Source organism: Streptomyces sp. NPDC002838, assembly GCF_040295365.1.
GTDB lineage: Bacteria > Actinomycetota > Actinomycetes > Streptomycetales > Streptomycetaceae > Streptomyces.
Genome location: NZ_JBEOVF010000011.1, coordinates 192,092 through 215,358, shown reverse-complemented (window position 1 = coordinate 215,358; position 23,267 = coordinate 192,092). Strand labels below are relative to the sequence as shown.

General features: G+C 70.2%; 18 protein-coding genes, 1 pseudogene and 1 riboswitch. Of the genes and pseudogenes, 12 read left to right on the top strand and 7 right to left on the bottom strand.

Features of this window, described 5'->3' with window-relative positions:
- Positions 1 to 107: 107 nt before the first annotated feature.
- Together ABT063_RS17530 and ABT063_RS17525 are read left to right on the top strand one after the other, a co-directional pair.
- A complete protein-coding gene (locus tag ABT063_RS17530) occupies positions 108 to 953 on the top strand; it encodes a helix-turn-helix domain-containing protein (RefSeq protein ID WP_502990836.1) in 846 nt (281 codons plus the stop codon).
- Positions 950 to 1,198 (top strand): DUF397 domain-containing protein, encoded by a 249-nt coding sequence (locus tag ABT063_RS17525; RefSeq protein ID WP_351058221.1) that lies wholly within the window; start codon positions 950 to 952, stop codon positions 1,196 to 1,198. Before ABT063_RS17530 ends, ABT063_RS17525 begins: the two co-directional genes overlap by 4 nt.
- 191 nt (positions 1,199 to 1,389) lie before the next feature.
- Here the strand turns inward: ABT063_RS17525 and ABT063_RS52205 are convergent.
- Positions 1,390 to 2,474, bottom strand: a protein-coding gene (locus ABT063_RS52205; RefSeq protein ID WP_502990834.1) for an IS630 family transposase whose coding sequence is annotated in 2 segments (ribosomal slippage) — positions 1,390 to 1,949 and positions 1,949 to 2,474 — 1,086 coding nt in all. Because the reading frame shifts where the segments join, the coding sequence is not laid out codon by codon here.
- 113 nt (positions 2,475 to 2,587) lie between these two features.
- Here ABT063_RS52205 and ABT063_RS17510 point away from each other — a divergent pair.
- The 4 genes and pseudogenes from ABT063_RS17510 (at position 2,588) to ABT063_RS17495 (ending at position 6,334) form a co-directional block, all read left to right on the top strand.
- Positions 2,588 to 3,297 (top strand): annotated as a pseudogene (locus ABT063_RS17510) (hypothetical protein).
- 182 nt (positions 3,298 to 3,479) lie between these two features.
- On the top strand, positions 3,480 to 3,857 hold the full coding sequence (locus ABT063_RS17505; RefSeq protein ID WP_351058218.1) for a hypothetical protein: 378 nt from the start codon (positions 3,480 to 3,482) through the stop codon (positions 3,855 to 3,857).
- 626 nt (positions 3,858 to 4,483) lie between these two features.
- Complete coding sequence (locus ABT063_RS17500; protein ID WP_351058217.1) at positions 4,484 to 4,942, top strand: hypothetical protein; 459 nt, start codon at positions 4,484 to 4,486, stop codon at positions 4,940 to 4,942.
- 72 nt (positions 4,943 to 5,014) lie between these two features.
- A complete protein-coding gene (locus ABT063_RS17495) occupies positions 5,015 to 6,334 on the top strand; it encodes a VanZ family protein (protein ID WP_351058216.1) in 1,320 nt (439 codons plus the stop codon).
- 99 nt (positions 6,335 to 6,433) lie between these two features.
- Here ABT063_RS17495 and ABT063_RS17490 read toward each other — a convergent pair whose 3' ends face one another.
- Positions 6,434 to 7,501, bottom strand: coding sequence for a C40 family peptidase (locus ABT063_RS17490; RefSeq protein WP_351058215.1), 1,068 nt, complete (start codon positions 7,499 to 7,501; stop codon positions 6,434 to 6,436).
- Between the two features lie 458 nt (positions 7,502 to 7,959).
- Here ABT063_RS17490 and ABT063_RS17485 point away from each other — a divergent pair, with 458 nt between their 5' ends.
- On the top strand, positions 7,960 to 8,313 hold the full coding sequence (locus ABT063_RS17485; RefSeq protein ID WP_351058214.1) for a hypothetical protein: 354 nt from the start codon (positions 7,960 to 7,962) through the stop codon (positions 8,311 to 8,313).
- A 22-nt stretch (positions 8,314 to 8,335) separates the two neighbouring features.
- On the opposite strand, the gene ABT063_RS17480 is transcribed toward ABT063_RS17485, so the two are convergent.
- Complete coding sequence (locus ABT063_RS17480; protein WP_351058213.1) at positions 8,336 to 9,496, bottom strand: C40 family peptidase; 1,161 nt, start codon at positions 9,494 to 9,496, stop codon at positions 8,336 to 8,338.
- Between the two features lie 8 nt (positions 9,497 to 9,504).
- Positions 9,505 to 9,658: riboswitch (cyclic di-AMP (ydaO/yuaA leader) on the bottom strand.
- Positions 9,659 to 9,934: 276 nt separating this feature from the next.
- Here ABT063_RS17480 and ABT063_RS17475 point away from each other — a divergent pair.
- A complete protein-coding gene (locus ABT063_RS17475; RefSeq protein WP_351058212.1) occupies positions 9,935 to 10,228 on the top strand; it encodes a hypothetical protein in 294 nt (97 codons plus the stop codon).
- Between the two features lie 75 nt (positions 10,229 to 10,303).
- Complete coding sequence (pcrA, locus tag ABT063_RS17470; protein WP_351058211.1) at positions 10,304 to 12,790, top strand: DNA helicase PcrA; 2,487 nt, start codon at positions 10,304 to 10,306, stop codon at positions 12,788 to 12,790.
- A 61-nt stretch (positions 12,791 to 12,851) separates the two neighbouring features.
- On the opposite strand, the gene ABT063_RS17465 is transcribed toward pcrA, so the two are convergent.
- Together ABT063_RS17465 and ABT063_RS17460 are read right to left on the bottom strand one after the other, a co-directional pair.
- On the bottom strand, positions 12,852 to 14,348 hold the full coding sequence (locus tag ABT063_RS17465) for a M23 family metallopeptidase (protein WP_351058210.1): 1,497 nt from the start codon (positions 14,346 to 14,348) through the stop codon (positions 12,852 to 12,854).
- 206 nt (positions 14,349 to 14,554) lie between these two features.
- Positions 14,555 to 15,424, bottom strand: coding sequence for a lipase family alpha/beta hydrolase (locus ABT063_RS17460; RefSeq protein WP_351058209.1), 870 nt, complete (start codon positions 15,422 to 15,424; stop codon positions 14,555 to 14,557).
- Positions 15,425 to 15,858: 434 nt separating this feature from the next.
- Here ABT063_RS17460 and icmB point away from each other — a divergent pair, with 434 nt between their 5' ends.
- On the top strand, positions 15,859 to 16,275 hold the full coding sequence (gene icmB / locus ABT063_RS17455) for a coenzyme B12-dependent isobutyryl CoA mutase small subunit (protein ID WP_351058208.1): 417 nt from the start codon (positions 15,859 to 15,861) through the stop codon (positions 16,273 to 16,275).
- A 141-nt stretch (positions 16,276 to 16,416) separates the two neighbouring features.
- On the opposite strand, the gene ABT063_RS17450 is transcribed toward icmB, so the two are convergent.
- On the bottom strand, positions 16,417 to 18,039 hold the full coding sequence (locus ABT063_RS17450; protein WP_351058207.1) for a DUF5691 domain-containing protein: 1,623 nt from the start codon (positions 18,037 to 18,039) through the stop codon (positions 16,417 to 16,419).
- A gap of 103 nt (positions 18,040 to 18,142) precedes the next feature.
- A complete protein-coding gene (locus ABT063_RS17445) occupies positions 18,143 to 19,498 on the bottom strand; it encodes an SWIM zinc finger family protein (protein WP_351058206.1) in 1,356 nt (451 codons plus the stop codon).
- Between the two features lie 156 nt (positions 19,499 to 19,654).
- Here ABT063_RS17445 and ABT063_RS17440 point away from each other — a divergent pair, with 156 nt between their 5' ends.
- Both ABT063_RS17440 and ABT063_RS17435 read left to right on the top strand, forming a co-directional pair.
- Positions 19,655 to 20,785 carry an ATP-binding protein gene (locus ABT063_RS17440; protein ID WP_351058205.1) on the top strand — a complete coding sequence of 377 codons (1,131 nt, stop codon included), beginning with the start codon at positions 19,655 to 19,657 and terminating at the stop codon, positions 20,783 to 20,785.
- Entirely contained in the window at positions 20,782 to 23,205 is a 2,424-nt protein-coding gene (locus ABT063_RS17435) for a DUF5682 family protein (protein WP_502990833.1), read from the top strand. Before ABT063_RS17440 ends, ABT063_RS17435 begins: the two co-directional genes overlap by 4 nt.
- Positions 23,206 to 23,267 lie beyond the last annotated feature (62 nt).

Sequence of the window (23,267 nt, the reverse complement as noted above, 5' to 3'; positions counted from 1 at the left end):
GCGCTTCGTTCCTTGCGTGTGATTCTCCGTCATTTGCGGTGATCAGGCTGGTCGTTGGCGCGTAGCCTCGGGAGTAGCGGAACGGGTACACAGCGTGCTTGTACACGGTGTGGTGGCGGGAGGCGGTGGGCGCGGTGACTTCCGGGGCGTCTCAGCAGGCTCAGCAGAACTGGCGGTACTGCGGTGGGCAGATCAAGCTGTGGCGGGAGGAAGCGGGGGTTGCCCGGCAGGCGCTCGCCGACGAGGCCGGGTACGACTACGAGTACGTCAAGTCGATGGAGTGCGGGCGGCGCAGGCCGACACTGCGGTTGTTGCAGGTAGCGGATCAACTGTGCGGGGCGCGGGGGAAGTTGGTGGCCGGGCATGAGTTCCTGAAGCCTGAGCCGTTTCCCGCGCGGTCGCAGGAGTACATGGGGATCGAGGCCGAGGCGATCGTTGTTCATCACTATGCGCTTGGGCTGATTCCCGGCCTCTTGCAGACGGGAGAGTACGCACGAGCGCTGATCAGCGAGAGCTGCCCGCCATTGGACGACGAGACGGTGGAGGAACGGGTTCGAGCACGGTTGGCGAGGCAGGAGGCGCTGACGCGCCGCACCAGGACGGTGTACGGCTTCGTCATCCACGAGGCCGCGTTGCGTGCGGAAGTGGGCGGGCGGGAGGTCATGCGGCAGCAGCTACGTCATCTGCTGGCCGTCGGTGCGCTTCGTAATGTGTCCATCCAGGTGCTGCCGTTCGCGTCGGCTCCGCCTGTTGCGCTTGGCGGTCCGTTGATCCTTGTAGAGACCAAGGAGCATGAGCACTACGCCTATGTTGAGGGGCAGGAGACGGGAGCGCTGTACGCCGATGCGGACAAGCTCAACGCCCTGACGCAACGCCATGGCATGATCCGCATGCAGGCGCTTAACGTCGAAGAGTCTGCTCGATTCATCGGGAAGGTGGCGGAGGAGCTATGAGCGCTGAGCTGTCGTGGTTCAAGTCCAGCTACAGCGATGATCAGGGTGGCGATTGCCTCGAAGTCGCCTACACCTGGCGCAAGTCCAGCTACAGCGACTCCCAAGGCGGCGAGTGCCTCGAAGCCGCCACCACCCCCCACACCACCCACCTCCGCGACTCGAAGCTCGGAGCTCGAAGCCCCCGCTTCGCCGTCCCCGCCGACGCCTGGGCCGCCTTCATCGCTTACGCATCCCGCGAGGCCTGAGCCCCGGGCTTCGGGCGTCGAGACCCGAGCTCCTTTTTCAAGGAATGGGCGGAAAGACTCCAACCCACCCTCCCGCCCTCCCCGCGCCCCAACTGCCGTGCACACCAGCACACATGACTTTTCGTGATCGGCTTGCGACACACCGTCGCGACCCTCTAGCGTTCGCGACAACAAACAACCCCGGTCGGGTGTTACTGACGTTGTTGCCGTGATGTCGTCAAGGTGAGGCCGGTTTCGGCGAGGCATCCGGTGATGAGGTTGCTGCGGTACTGGATCTGGCGGAGACCGTGGCGGAGCCTGCTGATGAGGTGGTCGGGGTCGGCGAAGGCGGTGTTGACCTGGCTGCTGCGCCGCAGCAGGGACCAGATGCCCTCGACGGGGTTGAGATCCGGCGCGTAGGCCGGCAGGAAGTAGCAGGTGATCCAGTCGTGGGTGTCGATGAACTCCCGCAGTCGGCGGTCCTTGTGGACGTTGAGGTTGTCCCACACGAGCACAATGGGTGCGCCGAGCTGCTGGTGTGCGGCGATGAGCAGGTCGCGGTAGTCGGTCCAGGTGAAACTGCGTCTGCCGCCGCGCTTGTGATCGAGATGCCGCTTGGGCCGGTAGATCAGCCGTGAGCGTTCACCGTGCTTGTAGCAGGCCAGAGCGGCGATGGAGAAGCGGCGCTGGGAGCGTCCCCGGACCCGGATGAGGGGTGTGCGTCCGCGCCGGGCCCAGGTCCGTGCGGTGGGCGGCGTCATCGAGAAACCGGCTTCGTCTTCGAAGCAGAGCCAGGCGTCGAGCGCCGCCACGGACCTTCCACCTGCGGCCAGGTCTCCTTCACCCAGCCCGCCACGGCCTCCTCGTCGCGCTCGACCGCTCGGCGGGCCGGGACCTGGTGGCTGAAGCCGTGCCGGTGCAGCATCTGCGCGATCGCCGACAGCGTCATGCTCTTGTGGAACTGGCGCCCGATCAGCGTCTTGATCCGCGCCAGCGTCCACGTGTGGTCCGGCCAGCCGTGCGCGACCGGCCCCTTGGCGAGCTCCTGCTCAAGCACGGTGAACAGGGCCTCACTCAGCTTGGGCCGTGACACCGGCCCGGCAGACCGCAGCCCCTCGGTGCCGGCGTCGTGCCAGGCCCGGCGCCAGCGCTGCACCGAGCGCACACTCACCCGTAAGTCCTTGGCGACCTCGGCGTTGGAGGCACCCGCAGCGAAACGCTCCGCGGCCTCCAGCCGGATCCGCTCGCGAAACGCCTGCCGTTCAGGCGTCAGCCCACCACCCTGCGGATATCTCACACAACAGGCATACCGCGACGATCACACATCGTCAGCCCTCAACGACATCACGCCGCAAAGGTCAGTAGCAGCACCCGCCGGGGTCTCACCCCAAGATCGAATCGAGCGATCTCGTGGCTTACGAAAACTCTAGCGCTGCCCTGCCCGTACTCGCAGCGCATCCCATGGCCAAGCCCGGCTACGGCAAACGCTCCGTGCCCGACCAGTCGCCGCCCAGGCCCGCCGACTTCGGCCACCTCCCCGCCCGCGAGGCGTACCTCGCGAGTCTCCTCGATCGGCTCTGCGAGAACGCGGCGATGGACGCCAAGACCATCGCCAAGGCCCAGCCTCTCTACGGGCAGCAGGCCGTTCTCTCGGCGTTCAACGAACTCGGCAGAGCGGGTCATCTGCTTACCTCGCCCTCGCCCAACTCGGCCTTCAGGACCCGCGCCTGGCGCTGTCCTCCGCCGACTGCACAGTCCTCGAACCACTGGCCGCCGACTGGCTGGCGCGCGGGGTGACGCCCGACCACCTGTCACAGGTTCTCGTCGCCGGGCTTCCGGATCACGTGCACTCGCCTCGCGCCTTCGTCCGGCGTCGGCTCATCGACAAGATGCCGCCTGCCCGGCCCACCGCAGTACCGGGCCGAGGACCCCGTGTCCTGATGGAGTGCACCGAGTGCGGCGTACCCGGCCGCCCGGAGGCGCTGCCCGGAGGACTCTGCCGGGCCTGCGAGGGCCGTGACAGGAGTGCATACCGAGAGCCGACGGGGATGCGGCCCCCTGCGGTGCGGGCTCACGCCGCCGAGGTGCGCGCCGCCATCCGCGCTCCGCAGCGCGCCTGAAGACTCGTAGGCCGCCAAGGGCACCTCTTGGGCTTCCACACATCCTTGGTGCGGAGGGAACCATTCCGACACGGTGCGGCATCTGGCCCGGCGTGGGTCTCGTGATGTTGTTCTTCGGGCTGTTCTGCATGGGCGGGTGGGCGGCGGCCATCGCTGCGCTGGTGCATGCCATCGTTGCGCTGGTGCGTATCTGGCCGCGGGACTGGGTGCGGCGCCACGGACACCCGGCGGTACGGCTGATGGTGCCGACGCCCGCGTACCTGCGCCTCGACGTGGCGCTCGCCGTGTTGGCCCTCCTGGTCGACCTGTGGCTCGTGTCGGTGGCCATCGTGATCGGGTCGGACGGCATCTTCACCGAGGACTGGATGGGTTACCCCGGCATGATGGATCCCTCCGGGCAGGAGTATCAGGCCGGGGTGGTGAGCGCACTGCGCACGATGGCGTGGTGGACTTTCGGGATCGCGGTCCTATGCCGGTGCTGGATCACAGCCAGCGTGCAGGTGTGCGTCCTGCCGTTGGCGGCATGGTGGATCGGATCGTTCGACACCTACTACACCTGACATGTGCGGCCGACCAGCGGACCAGGTGATGGCGGCACTGGACGAACTGGGCAGGGATCTTGAGACCGAGGCTGGCGGCCGGACGGGTACGAGCGCCTGATGGCGACGGCGATGCAGGCCGAAGGCGGGGCGAGCGCGGAGGCCGTCCGGGGGATCGTGCACGCCGTGTGTTTCGCGCTGCGCTGGAGGCAGTCATGCACTCGCGTCGGCTGCGGTTGGCGCTGGGTATCCAGGGCGACTGTGTTTGGCGGCTGACCTGCGAAGGGTTGAGGAGAATCTGAGATTCCAGGCGCCCGGCATCAGCCAGTCCGGATGATCACGAATTTGTTTAGCGCGGAGCAGAATTCCCCGAGATCGTTGGACTGTGAGTCGCCTGTGGAGGTGTGCCCCTCGAGGGGGAATCGGCCATGGCCACGCCAATACATATTTTCGAATGATCCAGGCAGCCAATGTCCCATGCGTCTCCGGAGTCACCCGGAGGGGCACGGCGACCATGCGGGTATGGCCCGACGCAAGGCACGGCAGCCCTCGCGCCCGGCCGGATCCGCAGCGTGCCTGCGATATGACCTATCAGGCAATTCGGACTGATGTTGGTCCGGAATACAAGGGGGAAGACAGTGAATTCCATGCGGAACCTGCTCCGGTCCGCTGTGACCGGCGCAACCTTGGTCAGTGCGATGGCAACCATGGGGGTGGCCTCTGCTGACGACGGCTCGTCCACCGGCGATGTGTCCATCCTGACGGCGGGTTGTCCGAGCAGCGGCTACCCGAACCCGGGGAACCCGTCGGAGAGCTGCACGTCCATGAGTAACGGAGCGCTGTTCCACCGCAAGTTCCACCCGAACGCCAGCGTGACGCGCGTCGAATCGAAGTACGTGAAGGTCTCCGGCAGCGCGATTACCGCCAAGCTGGGCTACAACTACAGCGGCACCAACTACTGGGGCTCCACCTTCACCCAGAGTTCCGGCACGACCAAGACGAAGACCTGGGACCGAAGCTACAACTTCTGGTGCAATACCACGGTCGGCCTGCTGAACGTCACTGGTCAGGGGAGCTTCCAGACCCCGATCTCCCGCTGTCAGTAAGTCCATGATGGGTGTGCTCCAGCCCGGCCGCCGGGCTGGAGCACACCCATACCGTGAACAGGAACGATTCCCATGCTCCAGGCTGTGTTCCAGGACCGCCTCGCATTCCTTGCGGGTGTGGTCCTCATGTCCCTTGCGGGGGGAGGCATCGCCTTCTTCGTGGCCAAGCGCCGAGGCGGCGGCCCATGGATGTACGCCCTGTGGGCTGCGGCCGTCGTCGCAGCCTTGAGCGTGACCGTGTTCTTTCCCGGAGGTGCCGGCGCGAGCCGCCAGTGTGTCATCAACCGGAATGTCGCGGAGCCCTTCGCCACCGAGCAGGGGCTTTTGAACGCCGCCATGTATGTGCCCATTGGCCTGTTCGGTGTGCTGGCCACGCGTCGCCTCGTACCCGTCGCCGTAGGCGGAGTACTCATGTCCGTGGGCACCGAACTCACTCAGGCGCTGGCGCCATGGGTAGGTCGCAACTGCGACAGCAGCGACATTCAGATGAACGGCTTGGGCGCGCTTGCCGGGGCAGCAGCCGCATGGATGGCCACCCGTGCCAAGGGAACCTCCCTGCAGTGGGAGCGCGGAGCGAAGCAGGCGGGCCTTGTCACCCTCGGGGCGGTACTGGCCACCGGGCTTGCACTGCAGACCGTCATTAGCCCCATAGTGGTCGACGCGACCAGCCTCCAAGGAGCCAGCTCCGATGAGGAGACCGCGGCACTCAAGGCGGTGCACGCCGCATTCGGGGACCGCTACGCAATCTCCAATGTCCAGCTCCAACCAGGTATCGACCAATCCCGCTCCACCCTGCTCATCACCTTCAAGACCGCAGGCTTCGCGGAGCTGAGCTGGCCCGACGAGAAGCACCTCAACGTCAGTCTGGAAAGCAGCAGCACACCCAGCAGCAACAGCTACGCCATCGACACGGGTGACGGAACAGCCCCGGCTGATGCGGAAGCTGCCTACCGCATCGCCCAGAAGTATGCGAAGAAGCACTACCCGTGGGCCCTGAAGGCAGACCACCAGGAAACACATCCCGTCGGCGACAACGCCGAGTTCGGATGGATCACCAGCTGGCGCTGGCAGTCCGGCGGCGTCCTCATGCCCAGGAGCATCGACGTCCAAGTCAACCGGGCGGGCCGCGTCTCCCAGCTTGACGTACAAGAAGGACCTCAGAAAGTGGACGTCCCCCGTCGGCGCGTCTCCAAACAGCAAGCCGAACAAGCAGCGCGACACGGAGCCGGCGGACAAGCCAAAGCCACGGCTATCACCGTCAGGGCAGTCCAACGCGGAGGCACCTGGCGCGCCGAATGGACCGTTGAGGTGTCCATCTCCGGCAGCGACCCCTACCTCGTGTTCGTCGACGCCGAGACGGCGAAGGTCCACGACGCCGCACCCACCGTCTGACACTAGCGACGCCGCACTGACACAGCTCAACAGCACTCGATGAGCTGTTCGTTGCCCCGGCGCCGGGCAGATTTCGGGCGACTGCGGAGGCCCGCCCGCTCACGCCACCCGCGTAGCCCCCGCAAACGGCATCTCGCTGAGCGGCGCCACCCGCACCGGCGCCGACGGCCTCGGGGCGTGGATCATCTGGCCGTTGCCGATGTAGATGCCGACGTGGCTGATGCCGGAGTAGAAGAACACCAGGTCGCCCGGGCGCAGCTCGGAGCGGGACACGCGGCGGCCGGCGTCGATCTGGGCGTAGGTCGTGCGGGGGAGGGAGATACCGGCGGAGCGGTACGCGGCCTGGGTCAGGCCCGAGCAGTCGAAGGCGTTCGGGCCGGTCGCGCCCCAGACGTAGGGGCTGCCGAGCTTGGAGTAGGCGTAGGAGACGGCCGCCACCGCACGGGAGTTGGGCGCCTGGGACGTGACCGCCCCGGGGGCCGCGAGGCCGTCCCGTGCGGCCGTCGAGGACCGGGAAGCGCGGGACGTGTCGCCGCCCGACCCGAGCAGCGCGCGCTCCTCCGCCGTCAGCTGGGACATCAGCCGTCGTACCGCGTCCAGCTTGCCGTTGATCGTCTTCTTGTGCTGTTTGAGCTCCGCCTGACGCGACTTGAGCGAGGTCAGCTCGATGTGAGAGGCCCCGCGCAACTGCTCGATCTCCCGCAGCTGTTCGCGGACACGGGCCACGGACGAGGCCTGACGGTTGCCCGCCCGTTCGGCGAACTCGGCGCCGTCCAGGTACCGGTCGGGGTCGTCGGCGAGCGCGAGTCGGAGCGCGGGGTCCAGACCGCCGTCGCGGTACTGAGCGGCGGCCATCGAACCCAGCGCGTCCCGCGCCGAGTTGAGCTTCTGCGTCCTGCGCGCCGCCTCGTCCTGCAGCGAGTTCAGCCGCGTCCGGGCCGCCTCCGCCTTCTCCTTCGCGCCGTTGTACTTCTCGGTGGCGACCTCCGCCTCCTGGTACAGCTTGTCCACCTTCGCCTTGACCTGCGCCGGCGTCAGCCGCGGCTCGGCGTGTCCGGTCCCGTCGAAGCCGGTCGCGGTCGCCGCGCCCGCCAGGGCGATGGTCGCCGCTGTACGGGCCTTGTTTCCGCCGGCCGAGCGTTGTCTGGGCTTGCGGTGCGCTGCCACGTGGACTGCACGTCCTTTCGTACGACTCGTACGACCGCCTCGTCCGTACGGCCGTCGAGCGGAGCGGACGTACGGCCGCCCGGAGGCGGATCACGCGTCCGGCGGCGGCCCGCACAGGGGAAGCGGACCGCCGCCGGACCTTCTTGGCGGTGGTGGCCGACTGCCGCCCCTGGCCCGGGCGGCGGTGGGGAGCCGGCCACCTGGTGGAGGACGCTAAACCTCGCCGTGTCGGCGCGGTAACGGGTTGTGCGGAAGTGCCGCGAGCGGACCACCAGGGACCATTTGTGACCGTGATCCCGTGTCGCCGCCGTCGACTTCACGCAGCGCGATGACCGAAGTGCCGATTCAGGGACACGCGCGAGTGAGGGGCTGCTATGGGCCGCATATATGCAAGATCCGGGTAAGGAGGGTGGCCCGGTGTCAGGAGACACAGACGCCCCTGATTAGGCTCCGGCCTCATGGACGTACTCATCCATCTCTTCGTCGGCCTGCACATCATCGGCATCGCCGCGCTGCTCGGCGGCTTCCTCACCCAGATGAAGGCGATGGGTGAGGGAACAGCGCGGTTCAACCCGGCGATGCTGCACGGGGCGCTGACGATGCTGGTCACCGGCGCGATCCTGGTCGGCCTCAACCAGGCCGACGACCAGAGCGTCAACAACGTCAAGATCGGCGTGAAGCTGGCGCTGCTGGTCGTGATCCTCGGCCTCGTCTATGTGAAGCGGGACGACGAGAAGGTGGACAAGGGCCTGTTCGGCCTGGTGGGCCTGCTGACGACGGCCAACATCTTCATCGCGGTGCTGTGGACGTGACGCCGGCCCCGACGCCGGTGTCTCAGGCCGGTCGCACCACGCTGTGGATCGCCGACTCGCCGTCGTAGTAGATCGACTCCTCGCGGACGTACGCGCCCGGCTTCGGGGCGTGGATCATCATGCCGTTGCCGATGTAGATGCCGACGTGGCTGACGTCGTCGTAGAAGAAGACCAGGTCGCCGGGCTGGGCGGCGGAGACGGAGACCGTGGTGCCGGCGTTGACCTGGTCGTAGGTGACACGGGGGATGTCGACGCCGGCGGCCTTCCAGGCGGCCTGGGTGAGGCCGGAGCAGTCGTAGGAGCCGGGGCCGGTGGCGCCCCAGACGTACGGCTTGCCGATCTGGGCGCGGGAGAAGGCGAGCGCCTTCTCGGCCTTGGTGGCGTAGGAGGCGTCGGTCGCGGGAGTGCTGGGGGTGCTGGTGTCGGCGGAGCTGTTCTGCTCCTGCTGGGCCGCGGCCTCCTGCCGGGCCCTTTCCTCCTCCGCCTGCTGCCGCGCGAGCTCCGCGGCCTTGCGTGCCGCCTCCTGCTGCCTCTCCTTCTCGATCGCCGCGAGCCGCGCCTTCTCCTCGGCGGTCAGCTGCGACAGGAGTGCGCGCGCGTCGGCGAGCTTCTTCTGGACGGTCGCCTTGGCCGTCCTCAGGTCGCCCTGCGACTCGGTGAGCGTCTCGAGGCTCTGGGTGGCCTCCTGGCGCTTCTTCATCGTCGCGGACTGCTCGGTGACGTAGTCGTCGACCGCGCCCTTCTGCCTACTGGTCAGGCGACCCATCAGCTGGGTCTGGTCGAAGTAGTCCTGCGGGGAGTCCGCGAGCAGGAAGGTCGAGGTGTCGGGGGCGGAGGCGCCGGTGCGGTACTGGGCGGCGGCGAAGGAACCCAGCTCCTCCCGCGCCTCGTTGAGCTTCTGGGTGCGCTGGGCGACGTCGTCGAGGAGGGTGTCGACGCGCTTGCGCTGCTGCGCGGTCTTCTCCTTGGCCGCGTTGTACTTGTCGGTCGCCGACCCCGCCTGGCGGTACAGGTCGTCGACCTTCTTCTCGACCTCTTCGAGGCTCGGTTTGTCGTCGGCCGGGGCGGCGTTGGCCGACTGGGACAGCAGGGCCACGGAGGTGAGGGCCGCCGTGGCGAGGGCGGGGGTCCGTATGCCTGCTACGCGCGTACCCGAAGGACGCGACTTGCGGTGCGACGCCAAGGGAGGCGACTCCTTCCATGTTCCGCCTACCGAGTTAGCTGTCGGGTTCGGGCGGGTAATTAGGAAGGGTTGCCCTACGGCCCTGCCCCGGAGGCAGTCGGGCCGATTCACCCCAAGTTCGGTGGGTCCCCGGCTCCGGTCGCGCGGCGGCGCTCCGGACTCGGCGGAGGCCGCGCGGCCCGGCGACGTTCGCCGGTGGAGGTCGTACGGCCTGCCCGGCACGGTAGCCAACGCGTGTGGCCCCTGTGAAGGTTGATGTTCGATATGCCCGATACATTTTCGTGACCTAGGGTCAGGACGTCGCGCACCGTGACCAATCCGGAGTGATCTGCGGAGACTTGTGCTTATTTTGGTCGAAGTGATGCCGTCCGCCCGCTTAGGGACGCTAGCTTCCGGTCAGCCTCGGTCCGGTGTCGTGGCGGGTGGGAGGGATACGCCATGGGGTATGCCGCAAAGATCCTCGGCTGGAAGCCGGGCTTCGGCTCGATCAGCGGCCTCGGCTTCAACGACAAGGGCGACCTGTACGTCAGCCGGCTCTTCGCCGGCCAGGTGACCAAGGTCTCGCACGGCAAACGTACGAGGGTGAAGGTGCCGTACCCGGCGGGCGTGGCCGTCGACCCGTACGACGGCAAGGTCTACGTCTCGGCCTGGTCGATCGCGGACCGTGACGGGACGGTCATGGAGGGCAAGAAGACGCCGGGCGGGCAGCTCTGGAAGATCCTCGGCTGCTGAGCCCGCCCTTCGGAAGCGGAGATGTTCTCAGGGCGGCGGCGGGGTGTCAGTGGGGAGCCCTAGACTCGGAGAGCGATGAGCAGCCTCTTTGACGACAGCTTCCTGGCGGACCTCCAGGCCCCCCGCGGCCACGAGGAAGAGCCCCCGCCGCCGCCCGACGACGATCACGTACCGGATCCGGTTCCGGACGATCTGTTCGGCGGGAAGTTCGACGTGCCGCCGGACCGGGACGCCTACTACCGCGACGGCGCCCCGCGCCCGGCCGTGGACGCGGCCGCGCTCCTGGAGGGGCTGAACGAGAACCAGCGTGCCGCCGTCGTGCACCACGGCACCCCGCTGCTCATCGTGGCCGGCGCCGGCTCCGGCAAGACCCGTGTGCTCACGCACCGCATCGCGTACCTGCTCGGCGAGCGGAACGTCCACCCGGGTCAGATCCTCGCGATCACCTTCACCAACAAGGCCGCGGGCGAGATGAAGGAGCGCGTCGAGCACCTCGTCGGCCCGCGCGCGAACGCGATGTGGGTGATGACCTTCCACAGCGCATGCGTGCGGATCCTGCGGCGCGAGAGCAAGAAGCTCGGCTTCACGTCCTCCTTCTCGATCTACGACGCCGCCGACTCCAAGCGTCTGATGGCGCTGGTCTGCCGCGACCTGGACCTCGATCCCAAGCGCTTCCCGCCGAAGTCCTTCAGCGCCAAGATCAGCAACCTCAAGAACGAGCTGATCGACGAGGAGGACTTCGCCGCCCAGGCCACCGACGGCTTCGAGAAGACCCTCGCCCAGGCCTACGCCCTGTACCAGTCGCGGCTGCGCGAGGCGAACGCCCTCGACTTCGACGACCTGATCATGACGACGGTCAACCTGCTGCGCGCCTTCCCGGACGTCGCCGAGCACTACCGCCGCCGCTTCCGGCACGTCCTCGTCGACGAGTACCAGGACACCAACCACGCCCAGTACGCCCTGGTCAGGGAACTCGTCGGCACCTCCGAGCACCCGGTGGACGTCCCGCCCAGTGAGTACGACGTGCCGCCCGCCGAGCTCTGCGTCGTCGGCGACGCCGACCAGTCGATCTACGCCTTCCGCGGCGCGACCATCCGCAACATCCTCCAGTTCGAGGAGGACTACCCGGACGCGACGACGATCCTGCTGGAGCAGAACTACCGCTCCACCCAGACGATCCTGTCCGCGGCCAACGCGGTCATCGAACGCAACGAGTCACGCCGCCCCAAGAACCTGTGGACCAACGCGGGCGCGGGCGCGCGCATCACCGGCTATGTCGCCGACACCGAGCACGACGAGGCACAGTTCGTCGCCGACGAGATAGACCGTCTCACGGACGCCGGCGAGGCGAAGGCCGGCGACGTCGCCGTCTTCTACCGTACGAACGCCCAGTCCCGTGTCTTCGAAGAGGTCTTCATCCGCGTCGGCCTGCCCTACAAGGTCGTCGGCGGCGTCCGCTTCTACGAGCGCAAGGAGGTCCGGGACGTCCTGGCCTACCTGCGCGTGCTGGCCAACCCGGAGGACTCGGTCCCGCTGCGGCGGATCCTCAACGTTCCCAAGCGGGGCATCGGCGACCGCGCCGAGGCGATGATCGACGCCCTGTCCCAGCGGGAGAAGATCAGCTTCCCGCAGGCGCTCAAGCGCGTCGACGAGGCGTACGGCATGGCCGCGCGGTCGACCAACGCCGTGAAGCGGTTCAACACGCTGATGGAGGACCTGCGCACGATCGTCGAGTCCGGCGCCGGACCGGCCACCGTCCTGGAGGCGGTGCTCGAACGGACCGGCTACCTCGCCGAGTTGCAGGCCTCCACCGACCCACAGGACGAGACCCGGATCGAGAACCTTCAGGAACTCGCCGCCGTGGCCCTGGAGTTCGAGCAGGAGTCGGCCGAGGGCGAGGCGTCCGGCTCGCTCGCCGACTTCCTGGAGCGGGTCGCGCTGGTCGCCGACTCCGACCAGATCCCCGACGAGGGCGAGGACGGCTCCGGCGTCATCACCCTGATGACCCTGCACACCGCCAAGGGCCTGGAGTTCCCGGTCGTCTTCCTGACCGGCATGGAGGACGGCGTCTTCCCGCACATGCGCGCCCTCGGCCAGACCAAGGAGCTGGAGGAGGAGCGGCGCCTGGCGTACGTCGGCATCACGCGCGCGCGGGAACGGCTGTATCTGACGCGGTCGTCGATGCGGAGCGCGTGGGGGCAGCCGTCGTACAACCCGCCGTCCCGCTTCCTGGAGGAGATCCCCCCGCAGCACGTGGACTGGAAGCGGACGGGGGCGACCGCGCCGGTGTCCTCCGGTCCGGCGTCCGGGGTGGCGGCCTCGCTGTCCTCCTCCCGTTCGCGCTCGGCGGCGTCGGGCGCGTCGGGCTTCGCCACGCGCCGGGCTTCGGACAAGCCGGTGGCCTCGCTGGCGGTCGGGGACCGGGTGACGCACGACCAGTTCGGACTGGGCACCGTGACGGCGGTGAAGGGCACGGGGGCGAACGCGGAGGCGACGATCGACTTCGGGGACGAGAAGCCGAAGCGGTTGCTGCTGCGGTACGCGCCGGTGCAGAAGCTGTAGCTCGGCCCCGGTGGGCTCCCGTTGAACGGCGGGGGCTCACAAGGGGGTCGCTTACGGTCGCTTACGTCGGGTCGACGCCGTGGCTGCGCAGCCAGGGAAGCGGGTCGATGGCCGAGCCGCCCGCCGGCCTTACCTCGAAGTGCAGGTGCGGGCCGGTCGAGTTGCCCGAGTTGCCGGAATACGCGATCGGGTCGCCGGCCTTGACGGTCGTACCGGAGGAGACCCGGTAACTGGAGAGGTGGCAGTACCACGTCTCCGTGCCGTCCTTCGCCGTCACGATCATCATGTTGCCGTACGCGCTGTTCCACTCGGTACGGACGGTGCCGTCGGTCGCGGCCATCACCGTCGTGCCGTAGGAGACCGGGAAGTCGATGCCGGTGTGCACGGACATCCAGTTGATGCCGGACTGGCCGTAGTAGGCGCTGAGTCCGTGCTGCGCGACCGGCAGCGCGTACTTGGGGCGCAGCCGCTCCTTGCGGGCCGCCTCCGCCGCCGCCTTCTTCTTCTCGGCGAGCTGCTGGGCCTTGAGATCGATGCGCTCCTGCGTACGGCTGACCCGGTCGCTGAAGTCGTGCGCCTCGGCGGAGAGGCTCTCGAGTTGGGAGTCCAGCTTGTTGTTCGCGGCGGACGGCTGCACGGGGCCCGCGGCCGCCGCGGTCGTCGTCGCTTCCTTGCCGTCGCCGGTCAGGGTGCCGACGGAGGCGGCGGCGATCCCCGCGACGCCCATCACACACGCCGAGGGCACAGCCACCGTCAGCAGCGCGGAGCGCTTGGGCGGCGGACGGCGGCGGGAACGTGCCGCGCCGCGAGTGGCCGCGCGGGACGGGGCCGGGACGCTCTCTTCCTGGTCGTCGAGGAGGGGGGCGGCGGCTGCGGCGGGCATGTCGCCGGGGGCGGCCGACTCGCCGTCGTGCGGGGCGGTTTCCCCGAACGTTTCTTCGTACGCGACCTGCTCGAAGGTCGCCTGCTGGTCGAAGGACCCGGACTCGGCCTGCGGCTCGTACTCCTCGGCGGACGACGTGGCGTGGCCGCCGTCGGAGTTCCACTGCGTGGCGTCGTACGCGCCGGTGTCGAAGGCCTGCGTGCCCCATTCCCACTGCTGCGTCGCGTCGGCCGGCCCGCCGGACTGGTCGGGCTGGAGCCAGGCGTTCGCATCCCACTGGCCGCTGGTGTCATGGCCCGTGGCCTGCGACGGGATCGTGGCGAGCGGCTGTTGGCCGGCAGCCCAGGCGGTGGTGTCGTACGTGCCGGTGTCGTAGGCGGCTTGGTGCTGGGCCGCGTACATGTCGTAGTTCGGGTTCTGGTGGTTGCCCGTGGACCACGTCGTGCTGTCGTACGAGCCGGTGCTCTCGCCCGGGAGGCTGCCGAAGAGGGGGTCGGCCTCGAAGGTCGTGGTGGCGTGGCCACCCGTGTCGAAACCGGTGGCGTCGTAGTTGCCGGACGTGGTGAAGTCGCCGTACTGGGCTTCCTGGGTGCCGTACGACGCATAGTGCGACGAGTCGGCGTCGGAAGCCGGAGCCGGGGAGGTCATGGTCCCCGACGGGTGACGGTCGTTCACCAACTTCTCTTTCGCCTCGACAACAGGGGCTGCCAGAGCAGTGCGGTGACTGTACCCGGCGGTACGCGGGCACGACAATCTTCGTCGGGTTTCCCGCGCGCAGGAAACGGGCAATCAGCCGTGTTTCGGGGGACGGCGGGCGCGGGTTTGGCTCTGTGTTCGAAGAATGTTCGATGGCGAACGGGTGTCTGTCGGCTGGACAGGCCCTAGGCCACCGTCAGTCCGCCGGCATGTGCGGCGGCCTCCGCTTCCGTGTGTGCCGTGTCGAGGACCTGTCGTATCCCGGTCGCGACGGCTGGGTGCACGGGCAGGGCGAGATGTCCGATTCCGGTCACTCGCACGTTCTGCGCCATCAGGTCGGGGTGGTCGATGCAGGCCGTCTCCAGGGGGTCCATCAGATGGTCCAAGTCGCTCCAGAAGCTGACGAAGTGCGTACGGCAGCCCGGTGCGGGCCGGGTGAGCTCCTCGAGCAGCGTCGAACCGGGGCGCATCTGGCGCACTATCGGGTGCGCGTTCGCCAACGGCACCACGCGGGTGCCGGAGTGGGGGGTGCCCAGCGTCACGAGCGTCCGGACGCGGATGTCACCGCCGAGGCACTGGACGTAGTACCGCGCGATCAGGCCGCCCAGGCTGTGCCCGACGATGTCGACCCGCTCACTGCCCGTGCGCTCGCAGATGTCCTCTATGTGCCGGCCGAGCAGCTCCGCCGCGGTGCGGATGTCGCAGGTCAGCGGCGAGTAGTTGAGCGAGGCGATCTGCTGCCCGCCGTGCTGGGCGAGGCTGCGGCGCAGCAGGACGAAGACCGAGCGGTTGTCTATGAAGCCGTGCAGCAGGACGACCGGGGGCTTGGCCTGGGTGGGCAGTTGTGCGGCGCCGTCATCCGGGGAGGGCAGCGGCGGCACGGAAGCCCGGCGCTCCTGCGTCATGCCGGAGGGATAGAGGAGGAGATGTCCCGCGAGGATCGCGATCTCCAGGGCGGTCGCCTTCAGAAGGGCCAGGGAGAGTCCCGCCAGCCTGTCCGGAAGAAGCCGCTGGCAGAACGGAAGAAAGGGCAGCACTGCCCTGGTGACCTTCATGGCCGACCTCCTGTCGGCACGCAGGAGGACGGCTCTGTCCCCCGTGTGCCCTCATGGGAGGCCGCGACCGAGGTCGTCGACGGGGCGTGAGTGGAGCGCGGTGCTGGTGTTGCGCCGATGACGTGACGAGGTTCCCTGTCGGTGTGGCGACGAGGCTCCCCGCTGTCGTGCCCTACCTGTGCTGCGTGCCCTGCGTGCCGTCGCGGATGCGTCGCACCGCCGCGGCGCGTGCCATGCGGCGCGGCGGTGCGACGACCTCGTTGCGGCTCCCGAACGTGTCCCATCGTGTGATTTCCCCCTCGGTATCCACCGCGAAACTGCCGGTTGCGGGATGCTGTCGATAACGTTCGTTCACTTTCCCGGCGGGTGCGGTACTTGTCGGTAGGGATGGATGTATCGGTACGGATGGATGTAGTCGCTTCATGGAGGCAGTGATGGGTGTGGCAGCCGGTCCGATCCGCGTGGTGGTGGCCAAGCCGGGGCTCGACGGCCACGATCGCGGGGCCAAGGTGATCGCGCGGGCGCTGCGCGACGCCGGTATGGAGGTCATCTACACGGGCCTCCACCAGACTCCCGAGCAGATCGTCGACACCGCGATCCAGGAGGACGCCGACGCGATCGGGCTGTCCATCCTCTCGGGGGCGCACAACACGCTGTTCGCGGCCGTGATCGACCTGCTCAAGGAGCGGGACGCGGCGGACATCCTGGTCTTCGGCGGCGGGATCATCCCCGAGGCGGACATCCCTCCGCTGAAGGAGAAGGGCGTCGCGGAGATCTTCACACCGGGGGCGACGACCCAGTCGATCGTGGACTGGGTGCGAGCGAATGTGCGGCAGCCGGCCGGGGCTTAGGGCCCTTGGCCGCTGGCGCCCCGCCTGCCCAGCCGCGGGCAGTCGTGCCGCTGGGGCGGCTCCCGACCCACAGAAGACGGCACCCCGTAGCGCCGGGTTGCGCGACCCACCCCTCAGCCGCGGCCCACGTCAGCCCATCAGCTACGGCGCTCCCAACTCCTCGGCCATCGCCGCCCGCAACCGCAACGTAGTGACCAGCCTCTGAAACGCCTCCGCCCAATACCCCCCGGCCCCCGGACTCGCGTCCTCCGACTCGTCCGGCACCGCCAGCAGCCCGTTGAGACGGCCCGCCTCGGAGGGGTCGAGGCAGCGCTCGGCCAGGCCCATCACTCCGCTGAAACTCCATGGGTAACTCCCCGCATCCCGTGCGATGTTGAGCGCGTCCACCACGGCCCGCCCGAGCGGCGCGGCCCACGGCACCGCGCACACCCCGAGCAACTGGAAGGCCTCGGACAGCCCGTGCGCCGCGATGAACCCGGCCACCCACTCGGCCCGTTCGGCGGCATCCAGCGTGCTGAGAAGCTTGGCCCGCTCGGCCAGGGACACCGCGCCGGGGCCGCCGGCCTCGGGTGACGCGGGCGCTCCGAGGAGGGCTCGTGCCCATTCGGCGTCCCGCTGCCGCACCGCCGCCCGGCACCACGCCGCGTGCAGTTCGCCCTGCCAGTCGTCCGCCACCGGCAGCGCCACGATCTCCCGCGGTGTACGGCCGCCGAGCCGGGCCGGCCAGGTGGGCAGCGGTGCCGCCTCCACCAGTTGGCCGAACCACCACGACCGCTCACCCCGTCCGGTCGGCGGCTTGGATACGACACCGTCGCGCTCCATGCTCGGGTCGCACTCGTGCGGCGCCTCGACCGTGAGGGTCGGTATGTCCTTCGTGTGGTCGACGGCCACGCACGCGCCCGCCCTGACCGCCATCCGCGCCGCTAGCGCCGAATCCGGCAACGCCGACAGCAGCTCCGCCGCCGTCGCCCGCACGTTGCGGCTGCGGTCGGTCAGGGACTGCTCCAGGAACGGCTCGTCCTGCGGGCTCAGGCCGGTCCGCAGTGAGTCGAGGAACATCAGCCGGTCCTCGGCCCGTTCCGTCGTCCACGTCGTGGCGAGCAGCTCTCGGGCGGTGGCGGGTTCTCGGGCGCGCAGCGCGGAGAGGAGGGCGACGCGCTCGGCGAACAGCCCTTCCTGCCAGAGCTGTCGGATCGTGTCGGTGTCCTCGGGGCGGGGGAGCGATGTACCGCCGCCCGGTGTCGCGCGCAGGGCGAACCGCCAGTCCGGGTTCAGCCGGGCGAGCCACACGGCACGCGGTCCCGCGAAGGTCAGCGCCGCCGGCCGCAGGTCCGTGCGTCCCCGGGCCGCGTCCAGGAGCGCGGGCAGTATCTCGGGGGGTGCGGCGAAACCGCGGGCGTTCGCCGTCGCGAGCCACTGCGGCAGCAGTTCCATGAGGTCCGGTGCCGTACCTCTGCGGCCACCGCCGCCCGTGCCCGGGCGGTCGGACAGCAGCATCGCCAGCCTGCGGGCCGCCGCGGCGGGCAGCGGAGGGCGCGGGTCCTCGGCCGCCGGTTCGGGCCGCCGGGCCGCCGGCCCCGGTCGCAGCCCGGCCCGCCGCCGTACCGTCTCCACGGCCGCCGCGTCCAGCAGCGCCGCCGGCGCCTCCCGGCCCGGTGCACAGCCCGGCGGTGTGCGCCGCTCCGTGCCGAGCAGGGCTGCCGTGACGAGTTCCTCCCAGGCGCTCGGCGTGGGCGCGGCTTCAGGAGCGGATGTGCTGTTCATGCGGTCCTCTCCGATTCCATTCCGGTTCCTTCCGCGCGCTGCCTGGAAGTCGTTGAAGGCTCACCTGTTTCGGGTGTCCAGTGGGACGGGACACATACGTGGGTCAGCACAACGCCACCGCCTCGCCCACTCCCTCCGTCCAGGCCGTCAGCGGGGCGAAGCCCAGATGGCCGCACTCGCCGAAGACCTTGACGGGCGCGCCGCCGGAGAGGGCGACCAGCCGCCACAGGCCCGGACGGGAACGCGCGGTGGGGGTGAGAGGCAGCGCCCCGTCACCGTCCGCGTCCGCCAGCTGCCAGGAGTCGCCGTCCGGCGTCGGCACGACCCGGTCCAGCGTCACCGGGACGGAGTCCAGCCAGGGGTCGTCCCGCAGCGCCTCGCCGTAGCGGGCGGCCGCCCGGGCCGTCGTCACCCCCGGCGGTCGTATCGCCGCGGGAGCGGGCGGGGTGAACTGCTCGCCCAGGGCCGCGCGCGGCTGTCCGGCGCCCGGGTACGCCGACACCTCGGCCTCCAACGTCAGGCCCACCGGCAGCGCGAGCTCGGGTGCGCGGCCGGCGGCGCCATAGGACAGGAGCAGCGCTGTACGGTCCGACTCGGCGCCGTACAGCCATATCCGGCGGGTCGTCAGGCGTGCGTCCGCCGTGTCGTACTGGGCGAGGACCAGCCAGCGGTCGCGCACCGGCGGGCCGTCCGCCGAGGTGGGCAGGCCGATCCGGGAACGGACCGTCGCCGTCAGCCCCTCGGGCAGCCCCTCTCGACGCAACCAGCCCTGGTCGAGGAGGTGGAGCAGCGCGCACTCCTCCAGCAGCCGCACCGGCCAGCCGGGCCCGGACGACGGGATCGCCCCCAGCTCCCGGACACGAGCAGCCAGTCCGGGCGCCTGGGCATCGACCATGCGGGCCGCCGTCTCCTCCCACAGCCCGTACCCCGCCTGCTCCGCGCCCGCGAGACCGCCGCGCAGCAGGTCCGCCAGCCGCTGCTCCAGCTCCGTCGCCCCCGCCGTGATCCGCTCGGCGCGGCGCTCCGCCCTGCGCCGGGCCGCCTCGGGATCAGCGGACCCGGACGGGGAACCGGCCGCGTCCGCCGCCCGTTTCTCCGTCGCGCGCTGCCTTCTCCCCTCTATCCACTGCCCGGCCCACTCCGGCGGCCGCCCGGGCGGCACCGCCCCGTCCCCGCTCGCCCAGAGCAGCAGCAGCCCGATCGCGTGCTTGCACGGGAACTTGCGGCTCGGGCAACTGCACCTGTACGCCGGGCCGGACGCGTCCGCGATGTCCACGACCGTCTGGTACGGCTTGCTCCCGCTCCCCCTGCACAGCCCCCACACCGTCCCCTCGCCACAACTGCCCGCCTCGGACCACGGCCCGGCCGCGCCGAGTTTGCTGCCCGCTTTGCGTGATGCGGCGTCAGGCGCCAGTGCCAGCACCTGATCCGCGCTCCAGCGCACCCCCTGCTGAGTCATGCCATCGAAGGTAGGTCCCACCACTGACAATCGGTCCCGCGATCGGACCCGGAGCGTGGTTGCGAATGTGTTTCCGCAGGTCAGATCGCGTTGTCAGTGGCGTGGTGCAACGTGGATGCCAGATCCGAACCGGCCGAGCTGGAGGGGGACTCAGCCATGTCTTTGTCTGTGGAACCGACGTCCGTGGACGTGCGCGAGAAAGAGTCGACCGAGGCGTTGCGGCCGCATGCCGAGGACGCCTTCGCCGGCGAACTCGCCGCGCTCGCCGCGCAGGACGACCGTCCGCGCCCGGCCCGCTGGAAGATGTCGCCGTGGGCGGTCGCGACGTACCTGCTCGGCGGCACGCTGCCCGACGGCACGGTGATCACGCCGAAGTACGTGGGCCCGCGTCGCATCGTCGAGGTCGCCGTCACCACCCTCGCCACCGACCGCGCCCTGCTCCTGCTCGGCGTGCCCGGAACCGCCAAGACCTGGGTGTCCGAGCACCTGGCCGCGGCGGTCAGCGGCGACTCGACACTGCTGGTGCAGGGCACGGCCGGCACGCCGGAGGAGGCGATCCGGTACGGATGGAACTACGCGCAGCTGCTCGCGCACGGCCCCAGCCGTGACGCCCTCGTACCCAGCCCCGTCATGCGGGCGATGGCGGAGGGGATGACGGCCCGGGTCGAGGAGCTGACCCGCATCCCCGCCGATGTGCAGGACACGCTGATCACGATCCTGTCGGAGAAGACGCTGCCGATACCGGAACTGGGCCAGGAGGTGCAGGCGGTCCGCGGCTTCAACCTGATCGCGACGGCCAACGACCGCGACCGCGGGGTCAACGACCTCTCCAGCGCGCTGCGCCGCCGCTTCAACACGGTCGTGCTGCCGCTGCCGGAGAGCGTGGAGGCCGAGGTCGACATCGTCTCGCGCCGCGTCGACCAGATGGGCCGCTCCCTCGACCTGCCGACCGCGCCCGACGGCATCGAGGAGATCCGCCGGGTGGTGACCGTCTTCCGCGAGCTGCGCGACGGCGTCACCTCCGACGGCCGTACGAAGGTGAAGTCGCCCAGCGGCACGCTGTCGACGGCGGAGGCGATCTCCGTCGTGACCAACGGCCTCGCGCTGGCGGCCCACTTCGGCGACGGCGTGCTGCGGGCCGGGGACGTCGCCGCGGGCCTCCTCGGCGCCGTCGTCCGCGATCCGGCGGCCGACCGGGTCATCTGGCAGGAGTACCTGGAGGCGGTGGTCCGTGAGCGCGACGGCTGGAAGGACTTCTACCGCGCCTGCCGGGAGGTGAGCGCGTGAGCGGTACCCGGGACGGGACGACGACTGGTGAGGAGCCGGGGAGCAAGTGGCCCGAGGCCGGGCCGTTGCTGCTCGGTGTGCGGCATCACGGGCCCGGGTCCGCGCGGGCCGTGCGGGAGGCGCTGGACGCGGGGCGGCCGCGGGTCGTGCTCATCGAGGGGCCGCCCGAGGCCGACGTGCTGATCCCGTTGGCCGCCGACGAGGACATGCGGCCGCCGGTCGCACTGCTCGCCCATGCCGTGGACGAGCCCGGCCGCTCGGCGTTCTGGCCGCTGGCCGAGTTCTCCCCGGAGTGGGTGGCGATCCGCTGGGCCCTGGAGCACGACGTCCCGGCCCGCTTCATCGACCTGCCGGCCACGCACACCCTGGCGTGGGGGAGGGACAAGGAGACGGAGCCCACCGACGAGGAGGCCGACGCATCCGAGCCCGGCGTCGACGTCCGCGTCGATCCCCTCGGCGTGCTCGCCGAGACCGCCGGATACGACGATCCGGAGCGCTGGTGGGAGGACGTCGTCGAGCACCGAGGAGGGGGAGAGGGCGACGCTTTCGCGCCGTTCGTCGCGCTCGAAGAGGCCATGGGGGCGCTGCGGGAGACGTACGGCAGCGGGGGACACGACCGGGATCTCGTGCGGGAGGCGTTCATGCGGCTCCAGGTGCGGGCGGCACAGCGCGAGTTCGCGGATGCCGTGGCCGTGGTGTGCGGCGCCTGGCATGTGCCCGCGCTGCGGCAGAGGACCACCGTGGCCGCCGACCGGGCCCTGCTGAAGGGGCTGCCCAAGGTCAAGGCGGACATGACGTGGGTGCCGTGGACGTACCGCAGGCTCTCGCGGCACAGCGGATACGGGGCGGGCATCGACTCGCCGGGTTGGTACGGGCATCTGTTCGGAGCGCCGGACCGCCCGGTGGAGCGGTGGCTGACCAAGGTGGCCGGCCTGCTGAGGGACGAGGACCGGATCGTCTCCTCGGCGCACGTCATCGAGGCGGTACGGCTGGCCGAGACGCTCGCCGTGATGCGCGGCCGCCCGCTGCCCGGCCTGAGCGAGACCACCGACGCCGTGCGGGCGGTGATGTGCGAGGGCTCGGACGTTCCGCTGGCGCTGGTGCACGACCGGCTCGTCGTGGGGGACGTGCTGGGGGAGGTGCCGCGGGCGGCGCCGGCGGTGCCGTTGCAGCGCGACCTGGACCGGATCCAGCGTCGGCTGCGGCTCAAACCGGAGGCGCTGGAGCGCGAGCTGGAGCTCGACCTGCGCAAGGACACCGACGCCGAGCGCAGCAGGCTGCTGCACCGGCTGCGGCTGCTCGGGGTCGGGTGGGGCGAGCCGGCCGCCTCGCGGGGCAGCACGGGGACGTTCCGGGAGACGTGGCGGCTGCGGTGGGAGCCGGAGCTGTCGGTGCGGGTCGCTGAGGCCGGAGTGTGGGGGACGACGGTGCTCGCCGCCGCGACCGCCAAGGCGCAGGCGGACGCCGTCGCCGCGCAGAGCCTCGCCGACGTCACCGGGCTCGCCGAGCGCTGTCTGCTGGCCGAACTGCCGGACGCGCTGCCCACGGTGATGCGGATCCTCGCCGACCGGGCGGCCCTCGACGCGGACGTCGGCCACCTCGCCCAGGCCCTGCCGGCCCTGGTCCGCTCCCTGCGCTACGGCGACGTACGCGGCACGGACACCGCAGCACTGACGGAGGTCGCCGCGGGCCTCGCCGAGCGCATCTTCGTCGGCCTGCCGCCGGCCTGCGCCGCACTCGACGCGGACGCCGCCGAGGAGATGCGGCGCCATGTCGACGCGGTGCACGGGGCGGTGGGGTTGCTGGGCGACGTGGGCGATGGCCCCGCCGATGCCCACGGCGGCCTGCGTGGACGCTGGCACGCGGTGCTGCGGGTGCTGGCCGGGCGGGACAGTGTGCCCGGTGTCGTTCGGGGGCGGGCCGTGCGGTTGCTGCTGGACGACGGGGAGCTGGCGCAGGGGGAGGCGGCGCGGCTCATGGGGCTCGTGCTGTCGCCGGGGACGCCGCCGGGGGACGCGGCCGCGTGGATCGAGGGCTTCGTCGGCGGCGGTTCCGGCGGCGGGCTGCTGCTCGTGCACGACGAGCGGCTGCTCGGGCTGGTCGACGCCTGGCTGACCGGCGTGCCGACCGAGGCGTTCACGGACGTGCTGCCGCTGCTGCGGCGCACCTTCTCGGCATACGAGCCGGGTGTGCGCAGGACTTTGGGCGAACTGGTCCGGCGCGGGCCGGGGCAGCGGGGGAGCGGGGCCACGGCCGCGGCCGGGATACCCGGCTTCGCTCCCGACCTCGACCGCGAGCGCGCGGACGCCGTGCTGCCGGTGGTGCGGCTGCTGTTGGGGCTGAGCGGCGCGGAAAGAGGCACTGCGGAAAAGGACGCCGAGGAAGTGGACGCCGACAACGGCCTTGTGGGGGTGGCGTGATGACGACCGACCGGCTGAGTGAGCCGAGGCAGAGGGACAGGGCAGAAGGGGCGGTGGATGCC